The 24,457-nt window shown below is 45.5% G+C and carries 32 protein-coding genes; 6 read left to right on the top strand and 26 right to left on the bottom strand.

Annotated features, from left to right (window positions below):
- Positions 1-16: 16 nt before the first annotated feature.
- From J3L18_RS26810 to J3L18_RS26705, 22 genes are all read right to left on the bottom strand, one after another.
- A complete protein-coding gene (locus tag J3L18_RS26810; protein ID WP_129568346.1) occupies positions 17-232 on the bottom strand; it encodes a hypothetical protein in 216 nt (71 codons plus the stop codon).
- A gap of 18 nt (positions 233-250) precedes the next feature.
- Complete coding sequence (locus tag J3L18_RS26805) at positions 251-1,045, bottom strand: DUF4138 domain-containing protein (protein WP_129568345.1); 795 nt, start codon at positions 1,043-1,045, stop codon at positions 251-253.
- A gap of 23 nt (positions 1,046-1,068) precedes the next feature.
- A complete protein-coding gene (gene traM, locus J3L18_RS26800) occupies positions 1,069-2,277 on the bottom strand; it encodes a conjugative transposon protein TraM (RefSeq protein ID WP_129568344.1) in 1,209 nt (402 codons plus the stop codon).
- 6 nt (positions 2,278-2,283) lie between these two features.
- Complete coding sequence (locus tag J3L18_RS26795; protein ID WP_129568343.1) at positions 2,284-2,697, bottom strand: hypothetical protein; 414 nt, start codon at positions 2,695-2,697, stop codon at positions 2,284-2,286.
- On the bottom strand, positions 2,675-3,289 hold the full coding sequence (gene traK / locus J3L18_RS26790) for a conjugative transposon protein TraK (protein WP_129568342.1): 615 nt from the start codon (positions 3,287-3,289) through the stop codon (positions 2,675-2,677). Before traK ends, J3L18_RS26795 begins: the two co-directional genes overlap by 23 nt.
- 91 nt (positions 3,290-3,380) lie before the next feature.
- Positions 3,381-4,541 (bottom strand): TraJ family protein, encoded by a 1,161-nt coding sequence (locus tag J3L18_RS26785; RefSeq protein WP_129568341.1) that lies wholly within the window; start codon positions 4,539-4,541, stop codon positions 3,381-3,383.
- Complete coding sequence (locus tag J3L18_RS26780) at positions 4,538-5,320, bottom strand: hypothetical protein (protein WP_129568340.1); 783 nt, start codon at positions 5,318-5,320, stop codon at positions 4,538-4,540. The genes J3L18_RS26785 and J3L18_RS26780 overlap by 4 nt, the downstream gene beginning before the upstream one ends.
- Positions 5,321-5,388: 68 nt before the next feature.
- Positions 5,389-6,054 (bottom strand): hypothetical protein, encoded by a 666-nt coding sequence (locus J3L18_RS26775; protein WP_129568339.1) that lies wholly within the window; start codon positions 6,052-6,054, stop codon positions 5,389-5,391.
- Positions 6,051-6,716 (bottom strand): hypothetical protein, encoded by a 666-nt coding sequence (locus J3L18_RS26770; protein ID WP_129568338.1) that lies wholly within the window; start codon positions 6,714-6,716, stop codon positions 6,051-6,053. Before J3L18_RS26770 ends, J3L18_RS26775 begins: the two co-directional genes overlap by 4 nt.
- Positions 6,717-6,723: 7 nt before the next feature.
- The gene (locus tag J3L18_RS26765) at positions 6,724-7,248 is read right to left on the bottom strand and encodes an MT-A70 family methyltransferase (protein ID WP_129568337.1); all 525 of its coding nucleotides are present in this window, start codon (positions 7,246-7,248) and stop codon (positions 6,724-6,726) included.
- Complete coding sequence (locus J3L18_RS26760; RefSeq protein WP_166091196.1) at positions 7,245-7,922, bottom strand: hypothetical protein; 678 nt, start codon at positions 7,920-7,922, stop codon at positions 7,245-7,247. The genes J3L18_RS26765 and J3L18_RS26760 overlap by 4 nt, the downstream gene beginning before the upstream one ends.
- Positions 7,919-10,342: a TraG family conjugative transposon ATPase gene (locus J3L18_RS26755; protein ID WP_129568336.1), complete on the bottom strand. Its 2,424-nt coding sequence runs from the start codon at positions 10,340-10,342 to the stop codon at positions 7,919-7,921. The genes J3L18_RS26760 and J3L18_RS26755 overlap by 4 nt, the downstream gene beginning before the upstream one ends.
- Positions 10,320-10,607: a plasmid transfer protein gene (locus tag J3L18_RS26750; protein ID WP_129568335.1), complete on the bottom strand. Its 288-nt coding sequence runs from the start codon at positions 10,605-10,607 to the stop codon at positions 10,320-10,322. Before J3L18_RS26750 ends, J3L18_RS26755 begins: the two co-directional genes overlap by 23 nt.
- A gap of 2 nt (positions 10,608-10,609) precedes the next feature.
- Positions 10,610-10,915, bottom strand: coding sequence for a DUF4134 domain-containing protein (locus J3L18_RS26745; RefSeq protein ID WP_129568334.1), 306 nt, complete (start codon positions 10,913-10,915; stop codon positions 10,610-10,612).
- Positions 10,916-11,134: 219 nt separating this feature from the next.
- The gene (locus J3L18_RS26740; RefSeq protein WP_129568333.1) at positions 11,135-11,425 is read right to left on the bottom strand and encodes a DUF4134 family protein; all 291 of its coding nucleotides are present in this window, start codon (positions 11,423-11,425) and stop codon (positions 11,135-11,137) included.
- A 3-nt stretch (positions 11,426-11,428) separates the two neighbouring features.
- Positions 11,429-11,713, bottom strand: coding sequence for a hypothetical protein (locus J3L18_RS26735; protein ID WP_129568332.1), 285 nt, complete (start codon positions 11,711-11,713; stop codon positions 11,429-11,431).
- Complete coding sequence (locus tag J3L18_RS26730; protein WP_129568331.1) at positions 11,710-12,126, bottom strand: hypothetical protein; 417 nt, start codon at positions 12,124-12,126, stop codon at positions 11,710-11,712. The genes J3L18_RS26735 and J3L18_RS26730 overlap by 4 nt, the downstream gene beginning before the upstream one ends.
- Positions 12,123-12,482, bottom strand: coding sequence for a hypothetical protein (locus tag J3L18_RS26725; protein ID WP_129568330.1), 360 nt, complete (start codon positions 12,480-12,482; stop codon positions 12,123-12,125). The genes J3L18_RS26730 and J3L18_RS26725 overlap by 4 nt, the downstream gene beginning before the upstream one ends.
- Positions 12,470-13,096, bottom strand: coding sequence for a ParA family protein (locus J3L18_RS26720; RefSeq protein WP_129568329.1), 627 nt, complete (start codon positions 13,094-13,096; stop codon positions 12,470-12,472). The genes J3L18_RS26725 and J3L18_RS26720 overlap by 13 nt, the downstream gene beginning before the upstream one ends.
- Before the next feature lie 21 nt (positions 13,097-13,117).
- Positions 13,118-14,110 carry a relaxase/mobilization nuclease domain-containing protein gene (locus J3L18_RS26715; RefSeq protein ID WP_129568328.1) on the bottom strand — a complete coding sequence of 331 codons (993 nt, stop codon included), beginning with the start codon at positions 14,108-14,110 and terminating at the stop codon, positions 13,118-13,120.
- A gap of 277 nt (positions 14,111-14,387) precedes the next feature.
- Positions 14,388-14,798, bottom strand: a complete 411-nt coding sequence (locus J3L18_RS26710; protein ID WP_129568327.1) for a plasmid mobilization protein — start codon at positions 14,796-14,798, stop codon at positions 14,388-14,390.
- A 174-nt stretch (positions 14,799-14,972) separates the two neighbouring features.
- A complete protein-coding gene (locus tag J3L18_RS26705) occupies positions 14,973-15,914 on the bottom strand; it encodes a DUF8464 domain-containing protein (protein ID WP_129568326.1) in 942 nt (313 codons plus the stop codon).
- A gap of 134 nt (positions 15,915-16,048) precedes the next feature.
- On the opposite strand from J3L18_RS26705, the gene J3L18_RS26700 reads away from it, so the two are divergent.
- Together J3L18_RS26700 and J3L18_RS26695 are read left to right on the top strand one after the other, a co-directional pair.
- Positions 16,049-16,813 (top strand): helix-turn-helix domain-containing protein, encoded by a 765-nt coding sequence (locus J3L18_RS26700; protein WP_129568325.1) that lies wholly within the window; start codon positions 16,049-16,051, stop codon positions 16,811-16,813.
- 64 nt (positions 16,814-16,877) lie between these two features.
- Positions 16,878-17,276, top strand: coding sequence for a DUF1398 domain-containing protein (locus J3L18_RS26695; protein ID WP_129568324.1), 399 nt, complete (start codon positions 16,878-16,880; stop codon positions 17,274-17,276).
- Between the two features lie 419 nt (positions 17,277-17,695).
- On the opposite strand, the gene J3L18_RS26690 is transcribed toward J3L18_RS26695, so the two are convergent.
- A complete protein-coding gene (locus J3L18_RS26690; protein ID WP_166091197.1) occupies positions 17,696-17,932 on the bottom strand; it encodes a helix-turn-helix domain-containing protein in 237 nt (78 codons plus the stop codon).
- A 232-nt stretch (positions 17,933-18,164) separates the two neighbouring features.
- Between J3L18_RS26690 and J3L18_RS26685 the strand changes: the two genes are divergently transcribed.
- A complete protein-coding gene (locus tag J3L18_RS26685) occupies positions 18,165-18,287 on the top strand; it encodes a hypothetical protein (RefSeq protein WP_262511168.1) in 123 nt (40 codons plus the stop codon).
- Between the two features lie 5 nt (positions 18,288-18,292).
- Here J3L18_RS26685 and J3L18_RS26680 read toward each other — a convergent pair whose 3' ends face one another.
- Both J3L18_RS26680 and J3L18_RS26675 read right to left on the bottom strand, forming a co-directional pair.
- Positions 18,293-19,474, bottom strand: a complete 1,182-nt coding sequence (locus tag J3L18_RS26680; RefSeq protein WP_129568322.1) for a hypothetical protein — start codon at positions 19,472-19,474, stop codon at positions 18,293-18,295.
- Positions 19,475-19,591: 117 nt separating this feature from the next.
- Complete coding sequence (locus tag J3L18_RS26675; RefSeq protein WP_129568321.1) at positions 19,592-20,878, bottom strand: aminotransferase class I/II-fold pyridoxal phosphate-dependent enzyme; 1,287 nt, start codon at positions 20,876-20,878, stop codon at positions 19,592-19,594.
- Positions 20,879-21,147: 269 nt separating this feature from the next.
- On the opposite strand from J3L18_RS26675, the gene J3L18_RS26670 reads away from it, so the two are divergent.
- The 3 genes from J3L18_RS26670 (at position 21,148) to J3L18_RS26660 (ending at position 22,866) form a co-directional block, all read left to right on the top strand.
- Positions 21,148-21,714 (top strand): Crp/Fnr family transcriptional regulator, encoded by a 567-nt coding sequence (locus tag J3L18_RS26670; protein ID WP_166091198.1) that lies wholly within the window; start codon positions 21,148-21,150, stop codon positions 21,712-21,714.
- Between the two features lie 311 nt (positions 21,715-22,025).
- A complete protein-coding gene (locus J3L18_RS26665) occupies positions 22,026-22,496 on the top strand; it encodes a MauE/DoxX family redox-associated membrane protein (RefSeq protein ID WP_146749905.1) in 471 nt (156 codons plus the stop codon).
- A gap of 4 nt (positions 22,497-22,500) precedes the next feature.
- The gene (locus J3L18_RS26660) at positions 22,501-22,866 is read left to right on the top strand and encodes a hypothetical protein (RefSeq protein ID WP_129568318.1); all 366 of its coding nucleotides are present in this window, start codon (positions 22,501-22,503) and stop codon (positions 22,864-22,866) included.
- A 51-nt stretch (positions 22,867-22,917) separates the two neighbouring features.
- Here J3L18_RS26660 and J3L18_RS26655 read toward each other — a convergent pair whose 3' ends face one another.
- The gene (locus J3L18_RS26655; RefSeq protein ID WP_129568317.1) at positions 22,918-24,450 is read right to left on the bottom strand and encodes a peroxiredoxin family protein; all 1,533 of its coding nucleotides are present in this window, start codon (positions 24,448-24,450) and stop codon (positions 22,918-22,920) included.
- Positions 24,451-24,457: the final 7 nt, after the last annotated feature.

Genomic DNA, 24,457 nt, shown 5'->3' with positions numbered 1-24,457 from the left:
CGGGTTAAATGCCATATCACACCTCCTGTAAATAATCTGCTATGGTGCCGATCACTTCATATTTTAAGAAGCGGTCGTCCTCGTCCAGGCCCGTCATTAAGGGCGCACAGAGTTCGAGGATATTGGTAAGCTCGTAGTGCAGTATCCCGTGGTTGGAAAAGCGCAGATAGGTCCTGAAAAATTCCTGTTCCAGTACGAGCTTTACATAATCGTAGGCTATGGATTCAGTCATACAAAATGAGTAAAAGAATTAGTTGGGCAACATATCCGCGTCGAGTATATCCTGGTAGGAAATGCTGAGGGTTATGATGCGCCCGGAAAGCTGCTTTTCACTGAGTTCCGCATGCAGTACCTTATTCCCGGGAAAGGACATCTTTTTAAAGACGAAGATGTTCCTGTAATTTTTGGAGAAGGCTGGCGGGTTGAACAATACAAACTCCGGTTTGACCTCTACCGACTGGTTATTGGCTGCCTTGGTTACTTTTTTATCATCCACCTTAAACCGGAGATCGGCGATATCATATTTCAAGTTCGTTTTGTTGTGGTAACCGATGTCGAGGAAAATGTAATCACCGACGGTGTACACATGGTTCAATCGTCCTTTGATGCCGAAGGCTTTAACCTTTTCCATGCGCTTATCGGGGCTTTTGGCCACCAGGCTTAGCGCTAATGCCTTCAGCTGGTTTTGTGACAGGCCGATGCCGGAGATATCCAGGGGCCGCATATCGTTCGGAACAATATTGACCGCTGTAGGTACGCCCGGATAGCCGGGTAAGAGCCGGTATTGTGCAATAAATTTCTCGCCTGCCACGGTAACCACCGAACCCGAAAAAGTTTTCAGGGAGTCCCGCAATTTTAAACGCAAAACGTTTTTGAGCGGCAGATCGCCGATCAGCTCTTTCGTGGAAATATCCACGTATTGGATGGCTTCCGGGGAAATAAAATGGATCGTCAGGTTTTCCGGCAAATAAACTACCGGCAGTTTTTCCTGGGCATAAAGGGATGGGGCACATAGCACCAATAAGAAGAATAACATCTTTTTCATGATTCGTAAGTTTTTTCGGGTGTTTATTTCGTTTTATCGGCATCCGGCACGGCTGGGCCGTTGTGTGCGTTTTGCAGCGCATCGGTGTCGATCAGATAGATATATGAATTGTATTTGAGCTTCGCTTTGTTTTTGCGGATGAGGTCCGCAATGGCGGACGAAGTAGACTGAAAAACTTTATCAAGTGAGCTCATGATAAACTGGCTGTTGCCGGAACTGCCATCGATCGTTACGCCCTGAACAGCGTTGCCGCCCAGGTCTTTGGTAAAATCGCGAAAGGCAGATGAAGGCACATAGAGGCCGGGCAGGCCGTCCATATCATATACATCCAGCTTAACCGGCAGTATTCTTCCCTCGTATAAGATAGAGGTAATGGCCAGCGTGACACGCTGCTCCGAAAAGCCGCTGATTTGGGCAAACAGGTAAGTACCTGCTTTGATCAGGTTATTTCCCGCTTTGATGTCTTCCAGCAGCTTCAGCCGGAGTCGTGAGCCGGCGTAACCGGTCACATTTTCGTCGATGACCGCACTGATAAAGGCAGGTTCTTTTGCCGGAAGCACCGTGTTAAAGTCGCTTGAGATCGCGTCCGCTTTTTCAACCGCCAGTTTAAACCGGTTTTCTTTTTGCCTGGCTGCTTTGTCGGCTAACTGCTTTTTCTTCAGTTCCTCCTTGTAGGCCGGATCATTTTGTTTATTGATGCTATCCATAATGGCCATTTGGGCCTTAAACACTTCCATTGGGTCTTTTTCCTTCGGGGAGCTTTCCGCCGGACCGGTGGTATTCGCCTGCCTGCGGCTCATGGCTTCAATAGCTTTGGCGACCTGCCGGTCATGGCTGACGCTTTCGGTTTGAACGGGTCCGCCAACCGGGCTATTTGCTGTGCCGAATTTTAGCTTCATCGCCTGCTGGATGGAATCCAGTTTTTTCTTTTGCTGATCGGAATAATCATTGTTATAGGCGGGATTGCTGGAGCTTTCGCGCGGGATCACATTTACCGCGGTTAGTCCGTCCGCTTCCTTGTAGGTATTGCGGTAGGCGTCCAGCTTATCGGCCAGCTGCTTTTTACGCACATCGGCGGAGACATTGCCGACTGAGCCGTTCAACCCGGTATTTTCTTTGACTACTTGCTTCGGTTTGGAAAAACCGCTGTGCCAGGCGTAAAAGAACAGGCACAAAAAAGGCAGCAGGATAACGGGCAGCACATATTTGGGCTGCTTAAAATTAATTTTCATAGCATTTTATTTGAGTGTTTGATGAATTTTGGAGAGATGGTCGAGGGCGCTGTCCAGTAAGGTGCTGTCCTGCCCCGTCAGTTGCTTCTTTGCTGTCAGGCTGTCAACCAGCTTTTTGAGTTGTATGGTTTCCCGGATACTGCCGGTCGCCTGCATGATCTTGCTGAAGCCGTCCTCCAGCGGGCTGACCTTTTCAACGGCAATAGCTTTGGCCCTTTCGGGGTGCCTGAAAACTGTGAATGACAGCACAAAAGACAGGGCCATCAACAAGACCATACATCCAAAAAAGAACCTGGGATAGGCTCCGGCCAGACGTTTTGCCGCATCCCCGGCAATGTTGAAATAGGCGCCGAATTCCTTGCGTATTTCGCTATACAGGGTATCCCTGGGATCCCTGTTAGAATGTATTTTTTTCCACATCTTGCAGGTCTTTGTTTTCAAGGGTCTTCCAGCCACAGATCAGAACGCCATGCGGGTTATTATCGCTTCGCGGGATATCTTTCAGGTAGCCTTCGGTGATGAGCGAGCGGACAACCGTTGAGCTGCGGCGGTCGATCTTTAATTTTCCGTAATACCGGAAATAGTGTTTGGGCATATCTACCGTGATGGAATCGGTTTGCAGCGTCAGTACGGAACTGGAGGACAGAATGGAATTAAAAAAACCGTTCTCTTTCAGGTTATTGTATTGTTCCATGCCGGATTCATCCACCAGGTACATGGCTTTTTTCATCTGGTACTCCATGTAGTTATCATCCGGCGTCAGGGAGAAGAACAGGGAATGGAACAGGTCGACATGAGCCCGGTATTCCGCCGGGCGGTTCATCTGCACATCGGTCTGCCGGGCCAGTATGGGGATGTTGTTATCCAGGATATAAATGCTTTTTTGTGCATTAGAGACAAGCCTGAAGGCGTAGAGACAGTTCATGCCGACAATAATCAGCGAGGTCAGCAGGCTGCCCGCGGCAATGAATGTCGCCAGCCTTATTTTCGCTTCGATATTTTTTATGATCATGATCAATGACATTTAAATGAAAAAGGCCGGCCCGCATTCGCAGGTCAGCCTCAAATAAAAAGGAGAAAGAAAGAGAAATAAACAGAAGCGGTTAAAAGAAGCTTCCGGATGCCTTCCTGGCCATACTTACTACAGTTCCCGCGCTGCGGCCAAAGGTCGAGGTCGCTGAACTGATACCGGAAGTCGAGATGATCCAGGTCGAGATGCTGGGCACCGTGAACATACAAATAGCGCCGATCAGGAATACAATAATGACGGTACCAAAGGACAGGATACCATTTCCGGCGAACCAGGCCATTTTTTCCAGGTTTGCACTCAGGCCGTTCTCGCCGACCAATTCTTTGTATTTGGTGATCTCGGAGGTTAGCGCATATTCCTGCATCAGACCGCACAGGTACATGATCAGGTAAGCGATGCCGCTATACAGGTTTACGGAGATAAAGCGGGCGATCCAGGTGCTGAAGCTATCGCGGAATGCCGGCAGGATACTGACGGCGACCGCAAATGGCCCGAGTATGATCAATATGGTCGAATAGATGATCTGGATCATAAAGATAATGTAAACTGCCAGGCGCAGTATCCATATCCCTAATAGTTCCAGCAATTGGGTAAACAGCAATTGCAGGCCGACCGTCAGCCGGTTCTTCAGCTCCAGCAAGGGTGCTACTACAGTTGAAATGCCCTGCTTGACCGTGCTGGTCACCGCATCCCAGGCCTGTCCGTACCAGGTATCGCTTTCCTTTTCGGCGACCTCGGTTTGAGCCTGGTAGGTATAGAGGGAGTTGGCCACGGCAAGCATCAGGTTGGAGCGGTTGAGACGCAGGTTATCCACGGTTGCTTGCTCGCTGTCAAACATCTGTTCGGTCTGGTTGGCCACCAGGTCGGTTGGAAATGCGATCATTTTTACGAACGCGCCCCACCATAAAATGATCATGGCCAGCCCAAAGGGCCGCAACAGCGGCATGATCTCCAATTGCTTATCACCGACCATCATCTCGTAGGACTTGATCGCAAAAAATATGATCATAAATATAGCGGCAAGCGCCTTGGCGTCTGTAATGAACAGATCGAAATGTGTCCAAACGGAATCTTTGAGGCCTTTTAGAAAAACCATGACGCCGGCTTCGTAAACGCCGTCACCCTGCAAAAACTGCAGCGTTTTGGTATTATCGGTATTCGTCGTGGCCTGGGCGGACACAACTGTTATACATAGGCATAGCAGCAGTATCAATAAAGCTATTTTCTTTTTCATTGCAGGTGTTGTAAAACTTGGTTAGCGATCTGGATGTCCGTTTGTGGCGTCCAGTTACTGACCGTCACCTGGTTGGCTTTCAGCTTTTGCTGCTGTGCGGTCATTTCTAAAGTGGCTTGCGCCGATGAGGTACGGATCGCCCAGACACCGGCCAGCCTGCGGTATTCCATCAGGTAACGGTGATAGGCCAGGATCCTTGCGCCCCGGTCCATCGTGGTCGAGTGCGCGGCCTGTATCCTTTCCTTTAACATATCCAGTTCATTTTTATACCAGCTATAAAGCCCTTCGGAAACCAGTTTGGCGCTGACTTGCGGGGACAACCCTGTCAGGATAGAAGTTGCTGAATTATTTAATACAGGTTTTAATTCATTGCTGTAATACAGCTGCCATAAGGGGTCGGCATCAGCGATCAAACCGGATTGGTTAGCGATTTCAGACAGTGCTGTGTTACGTACCGTATCCGATTGCAGTTTGTATTTATTATCAGTTGTGTTCATAGCGCCTACCAGCGCGAGGCGCTGGGTCTGTGGCCCGGCAGCGCTCAATGGCCGGAGGTCCGTCTTATGATAATTCGGGTGAAACAAGCCCCAGGTTAGCCAGTAATAAGGATTAAGGCTTAAAAAACCGGCCTTCGGTTCAAACTTATTCTGGTCCCATTGGAGGTATACCATACGTTCTTCCTGGTACCTGACGGCTTTGTCCTGTGCCACAGCCTGGCCGAAGCACTGATGGATCAGCGCGATCCATATTAAGGGTAACGGAATTAAGAATATTTTCATGATTAAATTGTTTTGAAACAGTATTCAAGCAATCATCCGGCTAGCCGGATGATGATTACGAATGATGATTATTGGTGTAAGTATTTAGCGTTTTGAATGATCTGGTTGACGACACGGGTATCCTGGCTGACATAATTGGCAAAGGGATCAAGGGAGGCGATCACGCCGCGTTCCTTTGCCCAATACATCGCTTTCCAGGCACCATAAGCTAAGCCGTCCAGTATTTGCAATTGGGTGACCACCTTGCGTAATAACTGGTCGCGGGCATTATAGTCCGCCAGTACGTTATTGCCTTCCTTGAGGATATAGCCGGAAACGTCGGTAACCAGCGCCAGTGACCGCGTTCGCATTTCCGAAGCAATATTCCCCGCAAATACGAGCAGATAGGGCTCGCTTCGGGCCATCTCCAGTGCCTGGTTAATATAACCCGTCATATCCGCGATAATAACGGCCATGTTTTTGACGGCGAGGCCATCCTTCAGCGCTGAATTCACATTCGCCAGCCCATTGTAGATCATGGTCTGTGCCAATACCACCGACCCTACATTAGTGTTGAGGTCATTGATATTGTTATTGATCTTGCCGAGATACTGGTCATGTGTCGTCTCTGCGCCGCTTCTGACCGCGGCATTTTGGGTGACGGCGACCAGGTGCTGGTAGTCTATGACATATTCCTGTGCCCGCAACCATTGAAAAGGCATCAGCAGGAATGCTGCGATTAATACGTTTTTCATTTGAGGTATTTGGCATTTTGGATGATATCACTGCCGATAGACTTATCGGCATCTATAAAATTCTGAAAGGGATTTGCGGCCCTTAGCAGGGAAGCCAGGCTGGAATACTGCATCATGCTAAGCATATTGCCCGACAGGTCCTGTATTTTGCTCAGTTCGGAGAGCACATAATCAAAAAGCAATTTCCGGTCGGAAGCCTTCATCTGGTTCACGTCGCCCAGCGAAAGTGTGAGGCCCGTGACATAAGCTACGAGACTTTTCGCCTGGGAAGCAAATTGCAGGGCTGATTGATAACCGACGGCGATCAACGCAGGATTTTTCTGGACCAACTGTACGATCTGCGCCTGGTTGCTGACAATGCGGTCCACCATTGGCGTGGCGTATATGCCGATATCTGCTATATTAATGGCTGTACCGAGCGTGTTATAGCGTTGCTGCAGCGTCCGGTACATGTTCTTCATTTTATCCAGCAAGGTCAGGTTAGCCTGTTCGTTCGCCGTTGCCAGCGCTTGTTGGTTTTTTGCCTTTACCTGTAGTTTATTTTCGGACTCCGACTCATCAACTAGCTGATGCAGTGCGGGGATATCCAGTATTTTTTGTTGTGCAAATGCATTACCCATAAAGGCCAGGGTGATAGCCGGTATTAATAGTATAGATTTCATAGGTCAATTATTTTTTGCCGTTGTGCCTGAACAGGTCCCAACCGGGGCGGGTCGTTAAGCCCAAAATCTGGAGCTTGTTGCTCATCGGAAACATAGATTCGATCAGGACGTAAGCATCGGCGGGTTTTTCGTTTTTGTTTTTAACTTTTGCCGTAAAGGGCGATGCCAGCGCTTCAGGAAACGGCACGACTGGCGAAGACAAACGACCCTTATAGAAAACCATCAGGTATTCGAATACCATTTTTGTCGTGCCCTTTTTCCATTGAGGTCTTTGCCAGACGAGATAGTTGCAGTAGGTATACCCCAACTGCTTCATATATGCCCTGCAGTCTTCCGTGAATTTTGAAGTGACCCAGACGAACAGCATTTGATTAGGGGATGAACCAATTTCCAGGCAATCCCGTATGAAATAAAATGCCTTCATCGCTTTTAACGTTTTCGGCGGGAGGTTGTCCATCATCCAGCGTTGTGATCGCTGGTAATTACGATACTGTCGCCATGGCGGGCAGATCATGTAAACTTCATAATTCATTGCTTCAGGTATTTGGCGTTGGTCAATACATCATTAGCTATCCTGACATCCTGGTTCTGCCATTCCGCCCAGGGATTCAATGACCGAAATATACCGTTGATCTTCGCCCAGTACATGCTTCTGTCCATCCCGTAAGCGATACCGCGAAGGATGCGCATTTCATCGGCGATATGGTTCAGCATCCTGCCGCGTTCACCGGAATCCATGAGGTTTTTACCACCCTTGAGCACGAAGGCAGTCACATCGGCTGATAAAGTCGCTGCCCTTGTCTCGAAATCGCGTGCGCCCTGTTCAGCAAAAAGCAATAATACCGGGTCGGATTTGGCCAGGGTGACCGAGGCCTCTACATCGTTGATAATGTCGGTGCCGCATTCCGCGATCTCTTTGATCGTGGTGAGGTTATTAATCACGGAGGCAACCTGGCTCAGGCCCTGGTAGATCTTATTTTGCAGGTCATTTACGATGACCAGCTGGCCACTGACGGCGAGCTGGCCTTTCTGGATCAGGTCAAGCTTATTATTGGTGGTATTCAACTGGCCGTTGATCACTCCGGCGTTAACGGCGATCGCGGCGGAAACTGCCGGGTCAACGGTCAGGGTTTGTGCGCGGGAATTGTCAATATTAAAAAATAGCAGTAGCCCTAAAATTGAAAGTTTAAAAATGCTGGTTTTCATGATTGGTGATTTTGATTAACCTGTGAAATAAAAGCAGGTAAAGATTTACCGCTGTCTTTAAAATTCCGGATAAAGGCATCGAGCCCTTCAGGATAGGAACCGAAGCGATTGGTATAGCTTTCTACCGCTGATTTCTCCGGTTTTTCTGTTGTATAAGTAAGGTACTGCGGTAAGGACACTTCTACACCGTAAACTTCCCCAACGGCACCGCGCCGGATATACACTTCTTTGAAGCGGCCGCGATTGTCCGTGTTATCCAGTTGGTTGATCGTAAATATTTTGCGGCGCTCAGTCTCATTTATAGATAATAAGGCTGCGATATCATTATAATTGTCTTTGAATTTAGTTTGGTCGAGCAGGCAAATCGTGTCTGAGTTATTAATGATGCTGTCCTTAACCACTGCGTTGCCGATGATGTCGCCAAGTTCCTGCGTAACGACTATCGCCTCGCCCCAAAACTTCCTGACCGTCTTGTATAAATAGAGCAAATAACCCGCCATTAAGGGGCTTGCAATGGCTTTCCAGGCTTCCTCTACAACTAACGCTTTACGCCTGTCCGACCGGTACCGCATCTTTTGGATGAACACATCCATTATGATCAGCGTAACGATGGGAAAGAGGATCTTGTGCTCCTTTATACTATCGATCTCGAAAACAATAAAGCGTTCGGTGAAGAGCGATTTATCGGCTTCCTTGTTCAGGATCGGTGCAAATTCACCGCCCTTATAGAATTTTTTCAGCACATAGCGGAACTCGTCAAAATCAAAAATGATCTTTTCTTCGCTTTTGATCTCAGGTATTTTCTCCAGCGCAAATTCATAAAAGGTATTAAAGTTCAATTCGCCGCCGTCAGCAAAGAACTTACTGTAATAAGCCGATATCACGTTGGCCACCACATCGCGTTCTACAGGGCTGAAGGTTCCTTCGGCACCTTTCCAGGCTACCCCGACCAGTGTGCACAGGAAATCTTTCTTTTCAATATTGTATTCCGCTTCGGTAATGCGGAAGGGGTTCATCGTGATCGGTGTTTTGTCCGTATAGGTAATGTACTTCCCCTGGTAATAAGAACACAGCCCGGAATACGAGTGGCCGGTATCGACGATCACCATGTCCATGTTGAAGAGCATATACTGCTCGATCAGGGCATTCATAAAGAAGCTCTTACCCGAGCCGCTGGGCCCTAAAACGAACTTGTTCCGGTTGTTGATCCGGCCTGTGCGCATCGGCAGATCTGCCGGGTCCATACCTACGGGAATGCCCTGGCGATCAGTAAACCGCAGCAGAAAATCGGACGGCTCATCCTTTGGCAGCGATTCCTTAAAGAAAAAGCAAATGGCCGCGTCGCACGTTGTCAGGAACCAATCATATTCTTTAAGCTCCACCCCGTTACCCGGCAATGCTGTCCTGAAAAGCTCTAATTGGTTATAAGCGTTCTTGCTGGGAATGATCCCTAATTGGAACAGTGAACTTTCCACGAAATTCACTGCCTTCTGGATGGCGGCAACCGGTGCAGCGACGATAATATTGAAGTGGCAGTTGACAAGGAGTTGGTTTTCACGGGCAACATCGTTTAATAAAAGGTCGATGTCTTCCACGCATAGCTGGTTAGCGGGGTCGGGAATACCTGCGTGCCGTTTCTTTTTTTGTTCCAGCTTGCGCAGCGTAACGACCTGGTTAGGTATTTCGATGAGCTGATTAAAAACGATCACATCGACCCCGGGTACCTTAAAAAGAAAAGACAAGAAATCCACCGGGAAGCCCCGCATGCTTTCCTTGTCATTCAGCTCGATGTGTGTGGCAACGTCCGGTGGCAGGTCGATGCTGTCTATATTGACCAAGCTGAGACACCTGACGGCCTTTTCACCTATCCTGATCTCGGTCTCGGATGGCGAAAGGTTATTTAATACAATATTTGGCCGGCCAAATTCCATGCTCAGCAATTGCAGCACCAATTGGTTCAACTGGCCTTCGTTAAGGGCGCGCGCTGATGGTAATATGTCAAGCACCTTGCCCACAGCCTGCCTGAATTCACCCAGCAGACGGCCATCGAAAACATAAAACGCCCCTTTTTTGACCTGGCGTGTTATCGTCAGATAGGTGGCTACCTGCAGGCATTCCCTTCCTTCGAAATGGGCATTGTATTGTTGTTGCAGGTATTCACTTGCCGGCGGCCCTTTATAGGGTGAGCGGCTGATCATGTCCTGTTTTTGCAGCAGATAACCATCGCCCAATATTTTGACGACGTTAATCAGCAGGTGGTGAAATTCTTCGTAACCTGCGGGATAGGCGGAATAACGGATGACGGGGTTGATCATCTGTATAACCACCGAATATTCGCCGTTCAGGCCGATGAGCAGATCGTATTCCCCATCTTTATCCACACCCGCATAGGGAATGTTAAACAAGGTTTTTACGCCCATAATGATTTAAAATGTAAATGTTTGAGCTGCGGCTTTTGGAATGAAGGCCGCCTTTTTGTTTCGAGGCGGTGAATAATAATCCGCCAACGACAAAGCCGATCAGTACCATGGCGCCAAGCCACATGTTGACCAGTGACATGGTTAATGCGCCGAATACGAGGCCGGTCAGAAGGGAGGCAATACCCCAGTAAATGAATTTGCCTTTGAACCCTTTGAATATAAGGGGCCGTTGCAGCCCCTTATATACAGGATACTTCCTGGCCATGATTATAAGCCGAAGAAAGCTTTGATCACCAATGCGGAAACTACGAGAAAGACGCAGCTGCCGCCCCATCCCATGAGTTCTTTATTGATGTCTTGGTCACCGCTGTTCCATTTGGAATAGACGCGGATGGCACCCACAATGCCGACGATACCACCGATCACCAGCGTGATATTGGTTACCGGTGCTACATAGGTCTTTAAGGTTGTGGTTGCAGTGTTCAGGCCGTTAACGCCGCTTTGTGCAAATACAGGAACCGACAGGGCCAGCAATACGGCTGAAGCCCATAATTTTTTTGTTTTTGTAAACATTAAATTGGAGAAAAAAAATAAAGGCGGAGATCTTTTAGGGCCAGCCGGGAGGAGGCCGGGTTATCATGAAAGGGCGTCCAGATCACGAACAACGCCCCAATAAATTCACCCGATAGGGATTAGTAGCAGCAGCGCTACGCTTACCTGAAAAGTTGGGTTTGGATGTTTAGACAGAAATCTTTTATCGCTCCGGGTGGAAGCGCTTAAAAAAACGGGCAATCAGATTCCGAATAATGCCCGCAAAAAAGGACCCGCAAGGATCATAAAGAATGAAGCGAAGAACCATGCAGCCACGGCTGAATCTATGCGGTCCTTACCCATCTGCCAGTTATGGTACACCCTTAGGGCACCTAACAGGCCGAACAGGACAGCCAGGACCATTGCAAAATCGAAGGCCGAAAAAAAGGATGAGGACAGGTCCTGTTTAGCCTGCTGCATCTCAGCGATACCGGGTTGGGCAAATGCCGCCGCTGATACCAGGCAGCCGGCAAAAGACAGGAAATATTTCATGGGTCAGAAGCTTACTGCTTTGATGTACTCGACCGATTCCTCACGGGCGAGATTGAAAAGCTGTTTCAGGTTTACACCGCCTGAAAAGGTAAAAGAGGAATCTTTCCCGGTACCGGTAACTTCCTCTACATGTGATTTAACGGGTTCAACATCTTCGACAAAAGTGAGTTCATGTTGGTCACTCCCGGTTTCCCTGCGGTTAGTTCGCAGGTAGTCCCAAAAGATAAGGGCTGCATAATAAATGGTATAGATACCAAGCAGCCATACGGCAAATTTTATCCAGGTCATAGTTCTGTGTTTTGTATGAATTTTTTAATAATGATTTTGATTTCCGGGTTGGTTTCCAGGAAATATTTGACGGCAAAGGCGACAAATTTTGTGATGTCCGTTCCGGTCGCCATTTTAAACTTGTTCATCAGATCGACGGTTGGTTTATCAAAACGGACGTGTACCAGGCTTTTATGGTCACTATTGTCATAGGCCCAAAGTGATCTGAGCACCGTATCATGAGTTAAGACCCCATTGGCTTTATGCTCGTTTTTTATGTCAATTATATTTTCGGGCTCTGGCTTGCCGGTACGCAGATCGTTCGCGACGTTTATGCCTGCACGCTTTTGGCCTTTAGCGTCGCAGAGGATCAGCACCGAGTAATAGGCCGCATAGGCGCAAAGGATTCCGGTTACAAATTTTATCCGCGTCATAAGTATGAGTTTTGTATAAATTCCTTGATGATTGTTTTCAGTTCGGGATGCAGACTGATAAATTGCCGGACGGAATACGCAACGAATTTTGTGGCATCTACCCCGGTCGCTATTTTAAACTGGTTCAGAAAGTCGACGGTTTGTTTATCAAACCGGAAATGTACCATTGTCTTATGATCGCTGTTATCATATTCAGCCAATAACTGAAGTATAGGCACAGTGGCGGACTTGTTTGCTTTTTGTCCCGGCTTTTTAGTATTAGTGGCTGCTGGCGCCTGTCTGGCCTTGACCGGCTTTTCACCGGGTTTTATCATTTTTTCCCGGAGTTGGTCGGCTAATGATTTCATTTTTTCCATAATCGGTCAGCAAATATTTCATCGAAAACAGGGGTGATGATCCCATACAGGGATAAGGGTGTTTGAAAGGTGGTAATACGTTGAAAGTCGATACGGTCCGGTATGGCTGCGGTGATCTTTCCGAATTTGGAAAGCTGCTCATTTACCTCGCTCATGATCTCGAACTTGACATTTGCCTTGATCCGGTTGGGGATAAAAACAACATCCACTTTGGGATTTACCTTCTTAAGAACGACACTAAATAACACCGTGGATTCAAAGGTAAACTCGTCATAAGCGAACGGGCAGATGACCAGGTCGGCGGCTTTAAAGACGGGGATTAGCCCATCATCATCCAGTTTGCCGGGCAGGTCGATCAATACCGCGTCCTTCTTGTTTTTTGTAAGGACGGGGATCAGCGGGGCGAAACTTTCCAGGTTTGCCGGTAACACATCATACGGCTCTTCATTTTCCAGCACCTTGGCTTTTTCAAACTTTTGCGAAATGGACTGCTGGTAATCCATGTCAATGATGGTAACCGGCCAGTCTTTAGCCAGGCTCAGGTAATTCCCTGATAGGACGGTGAGCGTACTTTTTCCAACGCCGCCCTTTTGGTTTCCAAATAAACAGATCATAATTTTTCATGGGTTGATCCCTTAACGGGTGTTTGTTCTTGCTTTCTTTTGTCTGCGCCGCTTCATGCCAAGCACCTGCTGGTCATCTACGTCATCCGCTATCATGATGGGCCGGATATAAATAGGTTCGGGTGCATACCCGGAATAATAGGTGATGGCATTGTCACTCAGGTAATCATGAAGTTCCATGACCGGTGGCCTCAATGCCGCTTGAATTTCCATATGCGGGTCCAGCAGGTATTGCAGCTTCAGGATCTCGCTTCCTTTAAAAACCTGTTTGGTGGAATGGTCTATGACCGTATAACCATAAGGTGCTTTTCCTTCGGATGAGTGAAATACCAGGTCGAGGCCGTAGTGCTTATGCATCAATGCAACGAAATCGGGCGATGCCTTATAGGCAATAAACAAATCCCGCAGTTCTGCAATTCTCGCCCTGTCGGGTTTATAAGCATTTATCTTTTTTTGAAGCTTCTCTTCATTAAGGTAATCCCGCCCGAGAAAACCCTGGTTTTCCAGGATCAGATAGAACTGCGCTTTGGTGCTGAAGCGGTATTGCATGGCAAAGTCATAGCCCAATACCTGGTTGATGTTTCGAACCGCACGGACCTGTTCGTAATCACGGTCGATCTGTTTCCCGTCTTTTCCTACGCGGGAACTGACCACGTGAACGTGATTATTTTCCGTGTCTTTATGGAAGACAATGAGATAAGGCTGGTCGCCGTATTTCATTTCTTTAAGCCACATCACTGCAATCTTTGTTAATTCCTGTTTGTTATAATTACGGCCCGATGCTGAAATGACCGCGTGGAACTGCGTATTTTTAATACCTTTATTCTGGGCGGAAACCATCAGCAGATAGTTAACCAGGTCCTGCGGCCGCGGGTTGCTCAGCGCATGCATCGCCCCGAAATTGGCGATCAGCATCAGCTCGCCGGTATTGCGGTCAACCTTGTCGGTATTGTACTTAACGCCGGCGAAGGTCCTGGATGGCTTTTCGAGAATACGGGCGATCATAGGTTAATTTTAAAAGGCCTATCGGCTGAGCAGTTTATCAACCGATCAGGATATCGCCCAATCATACCAGCTTATGATCATCCAATCTGCATAGCTTACGATCAGCTAATCCTTGAATCTAACAATCTGCCTATCGGCATAGCTTGCGATATGCAAATCTACCGCGCTGTCTATCAGGTGATCCTGCGATCATGTTATCTTCCAATCTGTTAATCTGGCGACCCTCCGATCTTGTTACCTCCCAATCTATAGATCTTGTGATCCGTCGATCTGTGTATTACGCTCCCATGGCACGGATGATCTTCCGGAGCGAAACTTCGAACTGTTGTTGGACACTGATGTATTCTTCAAACAGCAGGTTGAATTGCTTTATAACGGCAGGATTCAGCGCACCCTTTAACTTAAGGGTGTTCGCATGTTTAGCCAGCTGGTTAATATTATTGCCGATCCGTCCCATTTCCGCACCTGCGTCGTCAATGTATCTGATCAGCTCCCTGGAATTGATCACCGTCTTTTTCGCATCCGATAAAATCCGCATCCTGATGAGGTCTGTTTTAGAAACAGACAACTCTTTTTCCAGTTCAGTTACTTCCCTGTATTCGTCTTCCGTAAACCTGACATTAATGAATTTCGTCCGTTTACCTTCCTTTAATTTCGGCCTCCCATTCAGTTTCTTAATAGGCTCCATGAAAAAATGAGTTGCGAAATTTTTTTAAATCCTCCCGGGAGGGCAAGTGACTTTTTGTGAAACAAAAAGACATCTTGCCGTTGCAAAAGCAACGGAAATCCTGACTAATAAATTGGGCTTCAACCCTCAAATAAGAAGTTGGGTGGCGGCTCTGCCGTTATCGGACTGTGGGCGCTACCTAACAAAAGGCACTTTAATATTACCAAAGAAATTCGTTTTGATTCCTTGCTCACTGGCACCTGTTTTGACCTGCGCCTTTATCTTATCATTATAATCGTTAAAACCTTCGTATGCCGATGAACGGTCGGTAGCATAGGGTAATGCTTTTAAAAAATCCCTGCTGGCCAGTTTACCGGCCTTATCCCGGTCAAAATAGATATCCAGGCAGGAAAAGGCTTTTGCTTTGGCGATACCTTGTTGTAACAAGGTCAGGGTATTTAAAACTATAATACTGTGGTCTGCCTCGGGATTGTCAAAACGCCAGCTCAAAAAGTCAAGAAAGCCTTCAAACAGGGCAGCCTTTTTCGGATGTCCGGGAATAAAGGTTATGCCTTTGTGTCCCATACAGCCTTTGAAATACCTGTTTCGAACCTCCCAGGAGTTATTTTCATTCAGCCAGCCTGCGGCGAAATAATGTTTACGAACATCGTTCTCATCCTCTACGAAATAATAGACCTCGCTCAGGTAAAATTTGGCAACTTCAAACACTCCCCGGCTTTTTAAATAATCTGTTATAGCCGGATGTGCGCCCAACGGCCTTACTTTTTCAACGACATGGTTGACCTTGACAGGTTTTCGGGGCCTTAACGTCCTCGGTTCAGCTGCTTCGATTGAACATACGTCCTGGATCTTTTTAACCACCTCGTTAAACCCCAAATGCTTCCAATAGGCCAAACCAAAATCAATAATGTTCCCGCCTTTCCCGGCACCGTGGTCGAACCATACACCAAGATCATCGTTCACACTAAAGGATGGATTGCTATCATTGTCCCGCAGCATACTGATATACATTTTTTCGCGGCCGCGTTTGGGAACAGGCTGATATCCTAAACGGCTTAGCAGGTCTACCAGCGAGGCTTGTTCCTTCAGCTCCCTGGCGGTTAATAACTTTGACATAAATAATGGATTTGAGTTAAACAGAAAGCCGGTAACCGGCAAAAAAAAAAGACACCTGTTCGCATTAAGAAAGATGCCTTGGTTAATGGGGCAGTTAGTCGCTGCCTATTCATTGATAATTGGTAACTTTAGCTATGAAGTTTCAAGTTTATTTACCTTGTGATCAGCTACTGCCTTATGTGAAGCACCTGATTGTTTCGGAAAATGAAGATCCGAACACTTATCAGATCCTGCCTGATACCGCCTTAGTGATCGGTTTTCAGTACCGGGGTAAACTGGCTTACTTAACTGATGCTAAAACGCACCCGCTGGCGACCGCCGGTATAACGGGTTTACGGGATACTTACCGGGTATTCCAAAACACTGCCGGCATAGGTTCGGTGTTGGTCGTATTCCGGGAAACCGGCGCGGCCAGGTTTTTTCACCAACCCTTGCACGAACTGTTCGGGAAAAGCCTGCCACTGGAACATTTCTTTGATGCCAGCGAACTTGCTGAACTCGAAGAAAAACTGGTTACGGCTACGGGCGATCATGACCGCATCAAACTGGTCGAGCAATTTTTGACCGGACAATTAAACGAACGTTCCGCTGATCTCCTCGTTAATCGCGCGTTGGAATATATCCACCAGTCGAAAGGCACTATTCGCATGAGCGAACTTGCTTCTTTGCTGCATACCAGCGCCAGCCCGCTTGAAAAACGCTTCCGACAGGCAATCGGTGCCTCCCCTAAAAAGTTTGCTACCATTGTCAGGGCACGGAACGTATTGGCGGCTATGGAACGAGGTAACCAGGATTATGCCGAATATCTTTCAGCATTCTATGACCAGGCGCATTTTATAAAAGACTTCAAAAAATTCGCCGCGGTCACGCCTGAACAATATTTAAAGCGCCTGAAATAAACGGATTTTTACAATCCGGGGCGTTTTGGCCGGGCTACCTTTGAGCATCGAAAAAACAAAAAAGATGTTCACACTACAACAAATAAGGGCGGCACACGCCAAAGTAAAAAGCGGCATAGATTTCCCCGCTTATGTGCATGAAATAAAACAACTGGGCCTAGTGCATTATGACTTCCTGGTGAAAAACGGACAAACCGAATACCACGGCGCAAACGGCTTACAGGTAAATGGCGAGGCGCGCTATCCCGAAAAAATAATTTCAATTCAGTCCTCATCAATCGCCGTCCGGCAGATCATTGCCGAGCATCAGCAGGGCAAAAGCGATTTCTTAACATTCTGTCAGCTGGTGGCCGGAGCTGGGGTGAACAAATGGGTTGTTGACACCCAGGCAATGATCTGCACTTATTACGATCTGGCGGGCAACAGCCTGGTTGCAGAACCTATCCCGGAAAGTGGTTATTAAGTGAAGATTATTTTAATAAAGCAATATCCCCAATGGGATAAATCGTACCGGCAGCGGGTATCGAACCCGGTAATTCGCTTCTGCCGGTATCTATATTTTCGGGATTACTCACGTCAGATCCTACGATCCGGGCTATTCACCTGCCTTCGCGCTTTCGGCATATTGCGGCTTTACGCTCACCTTCGCGAAATTTCCGGCTCCCCGCCGGATAATGCTTTATCCCCCAATGTCAAATAACGCTCGCTTGATAACCAGGTTAACTGGTTGATCGGTCACCGTTGTGGTGATCATGGAAGCAAAGCAAGCGGATACGGGGATGCGCAACCAGTGAAAGGGGGTGAAACAAAGTTTTCACCCCCCTGTTGCTGATGGCAGTTTGCGCAAAGCGTAAAATATGTAAGTATTTATAAAAGAGTGGGTTATTTCAATCCTTCAGCATCCATTAATTCTGCCAAAGTAATTTCGAGACCTTTGCATAATGCGGATAAGGTACTGATCGAAGCATCAGTTTGTCCCAGTTCAACATAAGATACCTGGCGATAATCTATCTCGGATAATTCGGCAAGCCTTTCCATGGAAAGTTTCTTTTGGGTTCTAAGAATCCTGACCCTTTGGCCAAGTGCGTTGATAAGTGGTTGGTTTCGGACGTTCTTCACAGAACGAATGTGCAACACAAATCCGTTGTTTAGTATGAAGTATATTTCATATCCATAATTTTTGTTTTTAGGTTTGTATCATAATAACCAATTTTGATATATTCAAATTGTAAATTAGTTTCCAACAATGGTAGAAGTGAGTAAACTTAATTGTTCCTTTTCAACACTTGGCGTGGGGAATCAATTTATCCAGCAAGCAGAACGCTTAGGGTTATTTAACCTTGGGGATGTCATGAAGGTAAACCTTTCAAGGCTAAAGCAGCATAAGGAATTTAGTTTTACATGGTATGCAGATATGCTCGATCTGCTGAAGGAACAGGGCTTGCTGCGCCAGTTCCAGGAAAATCAGTTATAGCCGCCTTAATTATAATTGGATAAATTAAAATTTGAATTGAGCCAGTTCAGCATCCCGATCAGGTGACCTTTCATTTTCTGGGCAGTCGAAAATTCCACATCCGTAGATTTTTTTTGTAAGCTTTCCGCAGACATAAATAAAGTGTGAGGGGTATAAAAGTGCAGGGCAAAAAAACTAAAGAGGTCGCCGACATTTTCTTTTGGCAATAAGCCTTTTTCGATCTGCATCCGGATAAAAAGGCCGAATTGCGGCACGGGTAGATTCATCAGGAACCGTATCCCGGCTTTGGCCTTTTCTTTGTCCATCACTGCGTCCCGCCTGAGTTTCAGCAATTGTTTTGCAAATGCGTACTTCTCGGAAAGGAACCGGTCCAGGTCTTCATATAACAGGGATGATGCCCCTGGCATTTGCAATCCTTTTTCAATATGTAAATTATAGAGCTGGTCCCTCTCGGTCAGCAACATTTCCTGCTGTTCATGCAGTCCCGGAATGTCCGACAGGCGTTTGCGCCAGGTGCTGACACAATAGTGAAAAAATTCGGGGAGGTTAAAATCGTGGGTGATCAGCAGTTCCATAAACGCCTGGGTGTCTAAATCCGGCCTTTGCAGAATAATATCGGCCAGCTCCTGCAGATAAGCCTCGTCAATTCCCCGGAGTTCCTTACGCTGCATAAGCAGAGAAAAACCGTACAATGCCAATTCCTTTAAGGGCTCATCAATGTCTTTATCATTCAGATGTTCCGCTAATAAGTGATGTTGCTGCTTCAAATGCATTTTAACCTGCGGCAGGTTATAATTGGTGATTTTGACCAGGCCCTCAGCAAAGCGGTAGGTCCCGCAAAGGGCAGCGATCAGTTCTTCGAACACATTACAGGTGTACTGGTAATTGGCCCTGATCTGTTCGGCCTGGGGGTGCGTTTTCCAGATGGGATGTAATTTCGTAAGGTAAATATTGACTGCATTGCTTAAATCAACGATTTGATTGATAAATGAAATGATCCCGTTTTTGTTCTTTCCCCGGTTCGCATGGGGACAATAGCCGGCTTGGTGTTTTATACCGGCAATTTCATCGGATAAAAAAGCTTTCCAATTTTCAAATTCCTTTTTTGAAATTTGGTGTCCAGCGAATTTCTGCGGATTTAACGAATCGGTCACAAAAAGCTGAAGCTGTTCGGATAGTAAATTCATAGCTGACTTCAGATAAATTTTTCATTTGCAATAAATAATTAAGGATAAGGGATTTAAGATAAATATTCGGAAATTCAAGTGGTAATTGCTGCATCATGCTATTATTAATAAATGGATTTAACTGTACTTATTGGAAATATGTAGCGCCTTGTCCACTTCGGTAAAAGCCTCCAATACTTTATCCAAATGGGCTGTAGTGTGGGTCGCCATTACATTCATCCTGATCCTCGCATTCTTTTTGGAAACAGCCGGGTACATGATCGGGTTGGTATATATACCGGCTTTTAAAAGCAACCGTCCGGCTTCCAGCGTTTTTAGGATGTCCCCGACTTTTACCGGGATTACGGCGGAAGCGGTGGTTCCGACATCAAAACCGAGGTTGATGAGCCCATTTTTCAAATAATCAATATTTTCCCAAAGCCGGGCCCTCCAAACCGGTTCCTCATCTATCAGGTCAATCGCCTTCAGGATACCCATTACCGCCGGTGTTGCCGTCGTAGAAAATAAGTGCTGCTTGGACTGGAATTTCAGATACGTAATAAGTTCCGCGCTGGCGATCACATAACCGCCGATATTGCCCAGGGCCTTGCTGAATGTGCCGGTGATAATATCGACCTGATCAAACGCGTTATCTGTTTCGATAACGCCCCTCCCTGTATCTCCCACAACACCGATACCGTGCGCGTCGTCAACGACCAGGTATGCCCCATAACGATGGGTCAGTTCAGCAATTTTTCCAATCGGTGCGATATCCCCATCCTGACTATAAACGCCATCGATAACGACCATTTTCGTACGGTATTTATCCTGCGCATTTTTAAGCACATGCTCCAGCATGGCCAGGTCATTGTGCAGAAAGGTTTTTATCGTTGTCGTTAGTACACCTTCGTAGACGCTGGCATGTACATTCATATCAAGGATGGCGATATCATTCTTTTTTTGATTGCTGTCATCCCGATGAAGGATGCATTGCAGGGTCGCGCTATTCGCGGTATAGCCCGTAGTATATAAAATGGCATCGCTCCGCCGATAAAATCCGGCTATTTTCTTTTCCAATTGTTCGTGGTAAACAAAGTGTCCGCCGATGGCCGGTGACGCACCCGATCCCGTGCCAAACATTTCGATCCCTTTGATCACCGCGGCCTTGACCAATGGGTGCTGGCTGAACCCGAGGTAATCGTTGGAAACCAGGCACACGCACCAAGTCGGGTGACTGTCGCCGGGTAATATCAAATTCATTTCCGGGCCAACAGGTGATAATGATTCAATTCTGTAATTTAAATGTCCGTTAGACCGTAAAAAGTCCAGGTATTCTTTGAATTCCTGCGCGGTCTGGTAAATATCCTGGCCCTCAATATTCTCAAAATCTTTGAAGCTCGCCCTTTCAAAATTTATTTTTGACATAGGTATCATTATAAGTAAAGACCTAAAAATACCGTACAAAAAGATTCAAAAGTGTGACATGTAAAATTTTGGTTAATTTTTTATTAATTAAAACGAAATAAATTAAGCAAGTCACACTTTTCAAGAAAAAAGAACATTTATTTTGCTCGAATTATTGGAGTCGGTCATTATCGCCTTTACATCTAAATACACCTGTAATTTAATCCGTCTTGGTTTTTAATGGTAGTGTATCAGTTTACGGGCTTGCAATGGCTTATAAAACTATACCTATGAATTTAGCATCCATATTCAGCGTACTGTCAAACACTACCGGATTATCAGACGCGTTAAAAGAAGAACTATCCGAAAAGGTGGGAGAAGAAAAGTACAAAGCCCACCAAATCATTCATGCTGCCGGGCAAATGGAGAACAGGTTATATTTTATTGAAAGTGGGTTTGCCAGAAATTATTACTATGACCATCATGGCAATGAGCATACCGTTAGGTTTTGGAAAGCCGGGGACATCGTATTTTCCTATGAAGGTTATTATAATGTGCCTTCTTATTTTTATACCGAAATATTGGAAGAAAGCAGGCTGATCACCCTGAACTATATAATCTTACATGAATTAGATAACAAATTCCCCGAGATTGCTACCGTAATCAAAGCCATACTGATCAAGTACCAGCATGAAGAATACGAAAAACAAAAGTTGATCGCATTACCAGCAGAAGAACGGTTCCTGTTATTCCGCGAAAACAACCTCAACATTTTTAAAAAAGCGCCCTCCAGAATCATTGCCTCTTACCTGCACATCACACGCGAAACCCTGACCCGCTATATCGGTCGTAACTAATTCCCCCATAAACTTGCCAACGGTGTGATTTCAATCACAATAACCGATCAATACAGCACGCAAAAAGTGTGAAAAATCAACTTGTAAATAGTGATTTGGATCACAAGGCGGGCAAAGAATTTGCCCTTAGATTTAACCCATAAGCTTCCCCTCTTATAGTAACCAATTTAAATCTATTCACTTCTTACCTAGCTATAGGTAATACAAAAGAAAGGAGCAAGTGACAAACAGGAAAACAACAAAAATGTGGGTTACGTACCTACCGGTAATCGAATTACCAATTTAATCAAAGATGGTCAATCCTATATCTTATGGAAAGTACAAGTATAATAAACGACAAGTTCCAGCTTTCAGAACCGGCTAAAGAAAAAATAATAATCGCCATTTGCTGGTTATGCATGGCATTATTTCTCTATACCGCCTATGCCAAAATAACAGATCACGCCCGTTTTTTAGCAGGCCTGACCAAGGTTCATCTCATTAGTGGCTTCGCGGTATTCATCTCCTATGCCGTTCCTGCAATTGAAATTGTTGTTGCATTGTTATTGCTCATCCCGCAAACCGCCAAAACCGGACTCTACAGCTTTTTTGCGGTTATGGCATCGTTCACGATTTATATCGTCAGCGCGATGATTTGGGAAAAGAACCTACCGTGTCATTGCGGAGGCGCCATCGAAAAATTAAGCTGGGGACAACATATATGGTTCAATCTCGCATTTATAACCATTGCCATAATTGCCCTCCGGCTCTTCAATAAATTAAATACATCTTTAAAAACTTAAGAAAATGAAAAATTTCAAAAAAATCGCCTTAGGCCTTTTGGTAGGTGCTTTGGCAATCGGGTTCAGCTCATTTACAACTGTTAAAAGTAGTTTGGCGCCTTTCCACAATAAGGCATTAAAAGCTCATATGATAACTGATGACTTTTTGCTTCAAAACCAAGGTGTTGCCGGCGTATTTGCGCAAGACAACAGCTACGATTCAGGTAATTGTGCAACATCGGAAACGTTGCGCTGTGGGTATTCTGTAACAGCAACTGGTAAGACTAATATTCCTAACCAAAGCACGTATAGTTCCTCTGATATCACCAATTACCTAAGTCATAATTGGATCACACCTGCACCTGGTTCGAGCAACGCACTTTATAACTAAATGAAAAGGGGATGAATCCATCCCCTTTTCATTTTAATCTTCTAATTACTATCATTGGTTTTGATCTAATAACCTTTTAAATGCTACCAAATTATATCTCGGATCAGGTGGTGCAGTTGAAAGAATCTTTCCATTTTCTGATATTACAATCAAGGTAGGAAAGGCATCGATATTATAGTGTTGTATTATACTTGATTGCCACCCGTTTTCTGCTAACAAATTGACTTCCTTGCCTGAAGTGTACTTTCCCTGTTTTATACTTTCCAACCAAGATGATTTACTTCGGTCAACACTCACAGAAATGAAGATTACATTCTCATTAGTATAGGACGCAATTATAGGTTTCATTGATTTAGCCAAAGTTAAACAACCGCTACAACCAGTAAACCAAAAATCGATAACTACAATCTTACCTTTGAAATCGTTTAAGGAGACCTGCTTGTCATGCTCATTATTTAATGAGAATTGATAAGCCTTAGAACCAACTAAGTTTGCATTATACAAAGACATAAGGACATCTTTTATATTGGAAGGCTTTGCCTCTTGAGCAGCTTTATTGGTATAATCAACAAAGTCAGGTTCCCTTATACGGTCAACATTTAAAAATGCGCCTAATATTACTCTGTCCTTTAATATACCGTTTTTGCACTGCAATGATACTGCCTCATTTATTTCCTTAAACTTCAAATCGTTAAAGAAGCTCAGTTTAACATCGCTTCGGCTGATGATTGCATAAGCTTTTGAACGAAATGCAAGGAAGTCGCCAACATAATAAGAAAATGCAAGTTCCTCTTCGTTGGCTTCGGGCAACCTGAAAAAGCGCTCGTAAGTTTGAATATAGAATTCTTTCGTCTCGGCGAGCCATATTTGTTTTTTCCCCAAAAAAGGAGATATACATCTACCTACTATATTTTGATTACAAAATGCCCAATTATCCAACTTGATAAGCCTTATTACTTTTGCATTGATTTTTGTTTTCGCAGAATCTATTAGGCTGTTTTTAACCATCAGTAGACTGTCGTATCCTTGCTTCAACGAGTTCATTGCATGCTCGCGATCATTTAATTGCATGTAATAATTATACTTCCTATTAATTAAGTCCTCAGATAGGTAGTCAATGTTATTAATGGCGTACATATCTTTAAATTTGTCTTCACTCTTACCTGAAAATTTAGCGTCAAATTTGTGTGAATTAAGCGTAATAGTTACCTGGTCGTTTTTTTCAAAAAGGAAAAGATTATTGCTATTATCTAAGGGAATATCCCAATCCTTAAATGATGCCGAATCCTTCCATAATGCTATTCTTCCATAGTTAATATCGGTTGACAGCGGAACGTCGATTCTATTGACACGTTGTATTGTCTTTAATACGTAGGATTTTGTCGCGACTGGATGATTCGAACTTACCCCATTTTGATAAATTACAAAGGTTATTACCAGCCCCCGACGAAACTCATTGTTATTTACCACTATGGTAACTCTTGCTTGTTTTATGCTGGCTGCGCAAGCATTCATTTTTGGCCCTAAACATAGGAGCAAAATGCAGACTAATAAATAGCAACATTTCTTGATGCTTATAATCATATTTTGA

The sequence above is a fragment of the Mucilaginibacter gossypii genome (assembly GCF_017569325.2).
GTDB lineage: Bacteria > Bacteroidota > Bacteroidia > Sphingobacteriales > Sphingobacteriaceae > Mucilaginibacter > Mucilaginibacter gossypii.
Note: the sequence above shows the minus strand (reverse complement) of the source record. Positions and strands in the feature narration are given on the sequence as shown.

What these genes read in the sequence shown, in the direction of transcription:
- J3L18_RS26745 (WP_129568334.1), bottom strand. Translation starts at nt 10,915, where the DNA reads ATGTTTACAAAAACAAAAAAATTATGGGCTTCAGCCGTATTGCTGGCC.
- J3L18_RS26660 (WP_129568318.1), top strand. Translation starts at nt 22,501, where the DNA reads ATGAAAAATTTCAAAAAAATCGCCTTAGGCCTTTTGGTAGGTGCTTTG.
- traK (WP_129568342.1), bottom strand. Translation starts at nt 3,289, where the DNA reads ATGATCATAAAAAATATCGAAGCGAAAATAAGGCTGGCGACATTCATT.
- J3L18_RS26735 (WP_129568332.1), bottom strand. Translation starts at nt 11,713, where the DNA reads ATGACCTGGATAAAATTTGCCGTATGGCTGCTTGGTATCTATACCATT.
- J3L18_RS26695 (WP_129568324.1), top strand. Translation starts at nt 16,878, where the DNA reads ATGTTCACACTACAACAAATAAGGGCGGCACACGCCAAAGTAAAAAGC.
- J3L18_RS26655 (WP_129568317.1), bottom strand. Translation starts at nt 24,450, where the DNA reads ATGATTATAAGCATCAAGAAATGTTGCTATTTATTAGTCTGCATTTTG.
- J3L18_RS26785 (WP_129568341.1), bottom strand. Translation starts at nt 4,541, where the DNA reads ATGAAAAAGAAAATAGCTTTATTGATACTGCTGCTATGCCTATGTATA.
- J3L18_RS26810 (WP_129568346.1), bottom strand. Translation starts at nt 232, where the DNA reads ATGACTGAATCCATAGCCTACGATTATGTAAAGCTCGTACTGGAACAG.
- J3L18_RS26725 (WP_129568330.1), bottom strand. Translation starts at nt 12,482, where the DNA reads ATGGAAAAAATGAAATCATTAGCCGACCAACTCCGGGAAAAAATGATA.
- J3L18_RS26770 (WP_129568338.1), bottom strand. Translation starts at nt 6,716, where the DNA reads ATGAAATCTATACTATTAATACCGGCTATCACCCTGGCCTTTATGGGT.
- J3L18_RS26795 (WP_129568343.1), bottom strand. Translation starts at nt 2,697, where the DNA reads ATGTGGAAAAAAATACATTCTAACAGGGATCCCAGGGATACCCTGTAT.
- J3L18_RS26680 (WP_129568322.1), bottom strand. Translation starts at nt 19,474, where the DNA reads ATGAATTTACTATCCGAACAGCTTCAGCTTTTTGTGACCGATTCGTTA.
- J3L18_RS26710 (WP_129568327.1), bottom strand. Translation starts at nt 14,798, where the DNA reads ATGGAGCCTATTAAGAAACTGAATGGGAGGCCGAAATTAAAGGAAGGT.
- J3L18_RS26775 (WP_129568339.1), bottom strand. Translation starts at nt 6,054, where the DNA reads ATGAAAAACGTATTAATCGCAGCATTCCTGCTGATGCCTTTTCAATGG.
- J3L18_RS26805 (WP_129568345.1), bottom strand. Translation starts at nt 1,045, where the DNA reads ATGAAAAAGATGTTATTCTTCTTATTGGTGCTATGTGCCCCATCCCTT.
- J3L18_RS26700 (WP_129568325.1), top strand. Translation starts at nt 16,049, where the DNA reads ATGAAGTTTCAAGTTTATTTACCTTGTGATCAGCTACTGCCTTATGTG.
- J3L18_RS26755 (WP_129568336.1), bottom strand. Translation starts at nt 10,342, where the DNA reads ATGGGCGTAAAAACCTTGTTTAACATTCCCTATGCGGGTGTGGATAAA.
- J3L18_RS26685 (WP_262511168.1), top strand. Translation starts at nt 18,165, where the DNA reads ATGAAGGTAAACCTTTCAAGGCTAAAGCAGCATAAGGAATTTAGTTTT.
- J3L18_RS26705 (WP_129568326.1), bottom strand. Translation starts at nt 15,914, where the DNA reads ATGTCAAAGTTATTAACCGCCAGGGAGCTGAAGGAACAAGCCTCGCTG.
- J3L18_RS26675 (WP_129568321.1), bottom strand. Translation starts at nt 20,878, where the DNA reads ATGTCAAAAATAAATTTTGAAAGGGCGAGCTTCAAAGATTTTGAGAAT.
- J3L18_RS26740 (WP_129568333.1), bottom strand. Translation starts at nt 11,425, where the DNA reads ATGAAATATTTCCTGTCTTTTGCCGGCTGCCTGGTATCAGCGGCGGCA.
- J3L18_RS26720 (WP_129568329.1), bottom strand. Translation starts at nt 13,096, where the DNA reads ATGATCTGTTTATTTGGAAACCAAAAGGGCGGCGTTGGAAAAAGTACG.
- traM (WP_129568344.1), bottom strand. Translation starts at nt 2,277, where the DNA reads ATGAAAATTAATTTTAAGCAGCCCAAATATGTGCTGCCCGTTATCCTG.
- J3L18_RS26760 (WP_166091196.1), bottom strand. Translation starts at nt 7,922, where the DNA reads ATGAAAACCAGCATTTTTAAACTTTCAATTTTAGGGCTACTGCTATTT.
- J3L18_RS26665 (WP_146749905.1), top strand. Translation starts at nt 22,026, where the DNA reads ATGGAAAGTACAAGTATAATAAACGACAAGTTCCAGCTTTCAGAACCG.
- J3L18_RS26765 (WP_129568337.1), bottom strand. Translation starts at nt 7,248, where the DNA reads ATGAATTATGAAGTTTACATGATCTGCCCGCCATGGCGACAGTATCGT.
- J3L18_RS26730 (WP_129568331.1), bottom strand. Translation starts at nt 12,126, where the DNA reads ATGACGCGGATAAAATTTGTAACCGGAATCCTTTGCGCCTATGCGGCC.
- J3L18_RS26670 (WP_166091198.1), top strand. Translation starts at nt 21,148, where the DNA reads ATGAATTTAGCATCCATATTCAGCGTACTGTCAAACACTACCGGATTA.
- J3L18_RS26715 (WP_129568328.1), bottom strand. Translation starts at nt 14,110, where the DNA reads ATGATCGCCCGTATTCTCGAAAAGCCATCCAGGACCTTCGCCGGCGTT.
- J3L18_RS26780 (WP_129568340.1), bottom strand. Translation starts at nt 5,320, where the DNA reads ATGAAAATATTCTTAATTCCGTTACCCTTAATATGGATCGCGCTGATC.
- J3L18_RS26750 (WP_129568335.1), bottom strand. Translation starts at nt 10,607, where the DNA reads ATGGCCAGGAAGTATCCTGTATATAAGGGGCTGCAACGGCCCCTTATA.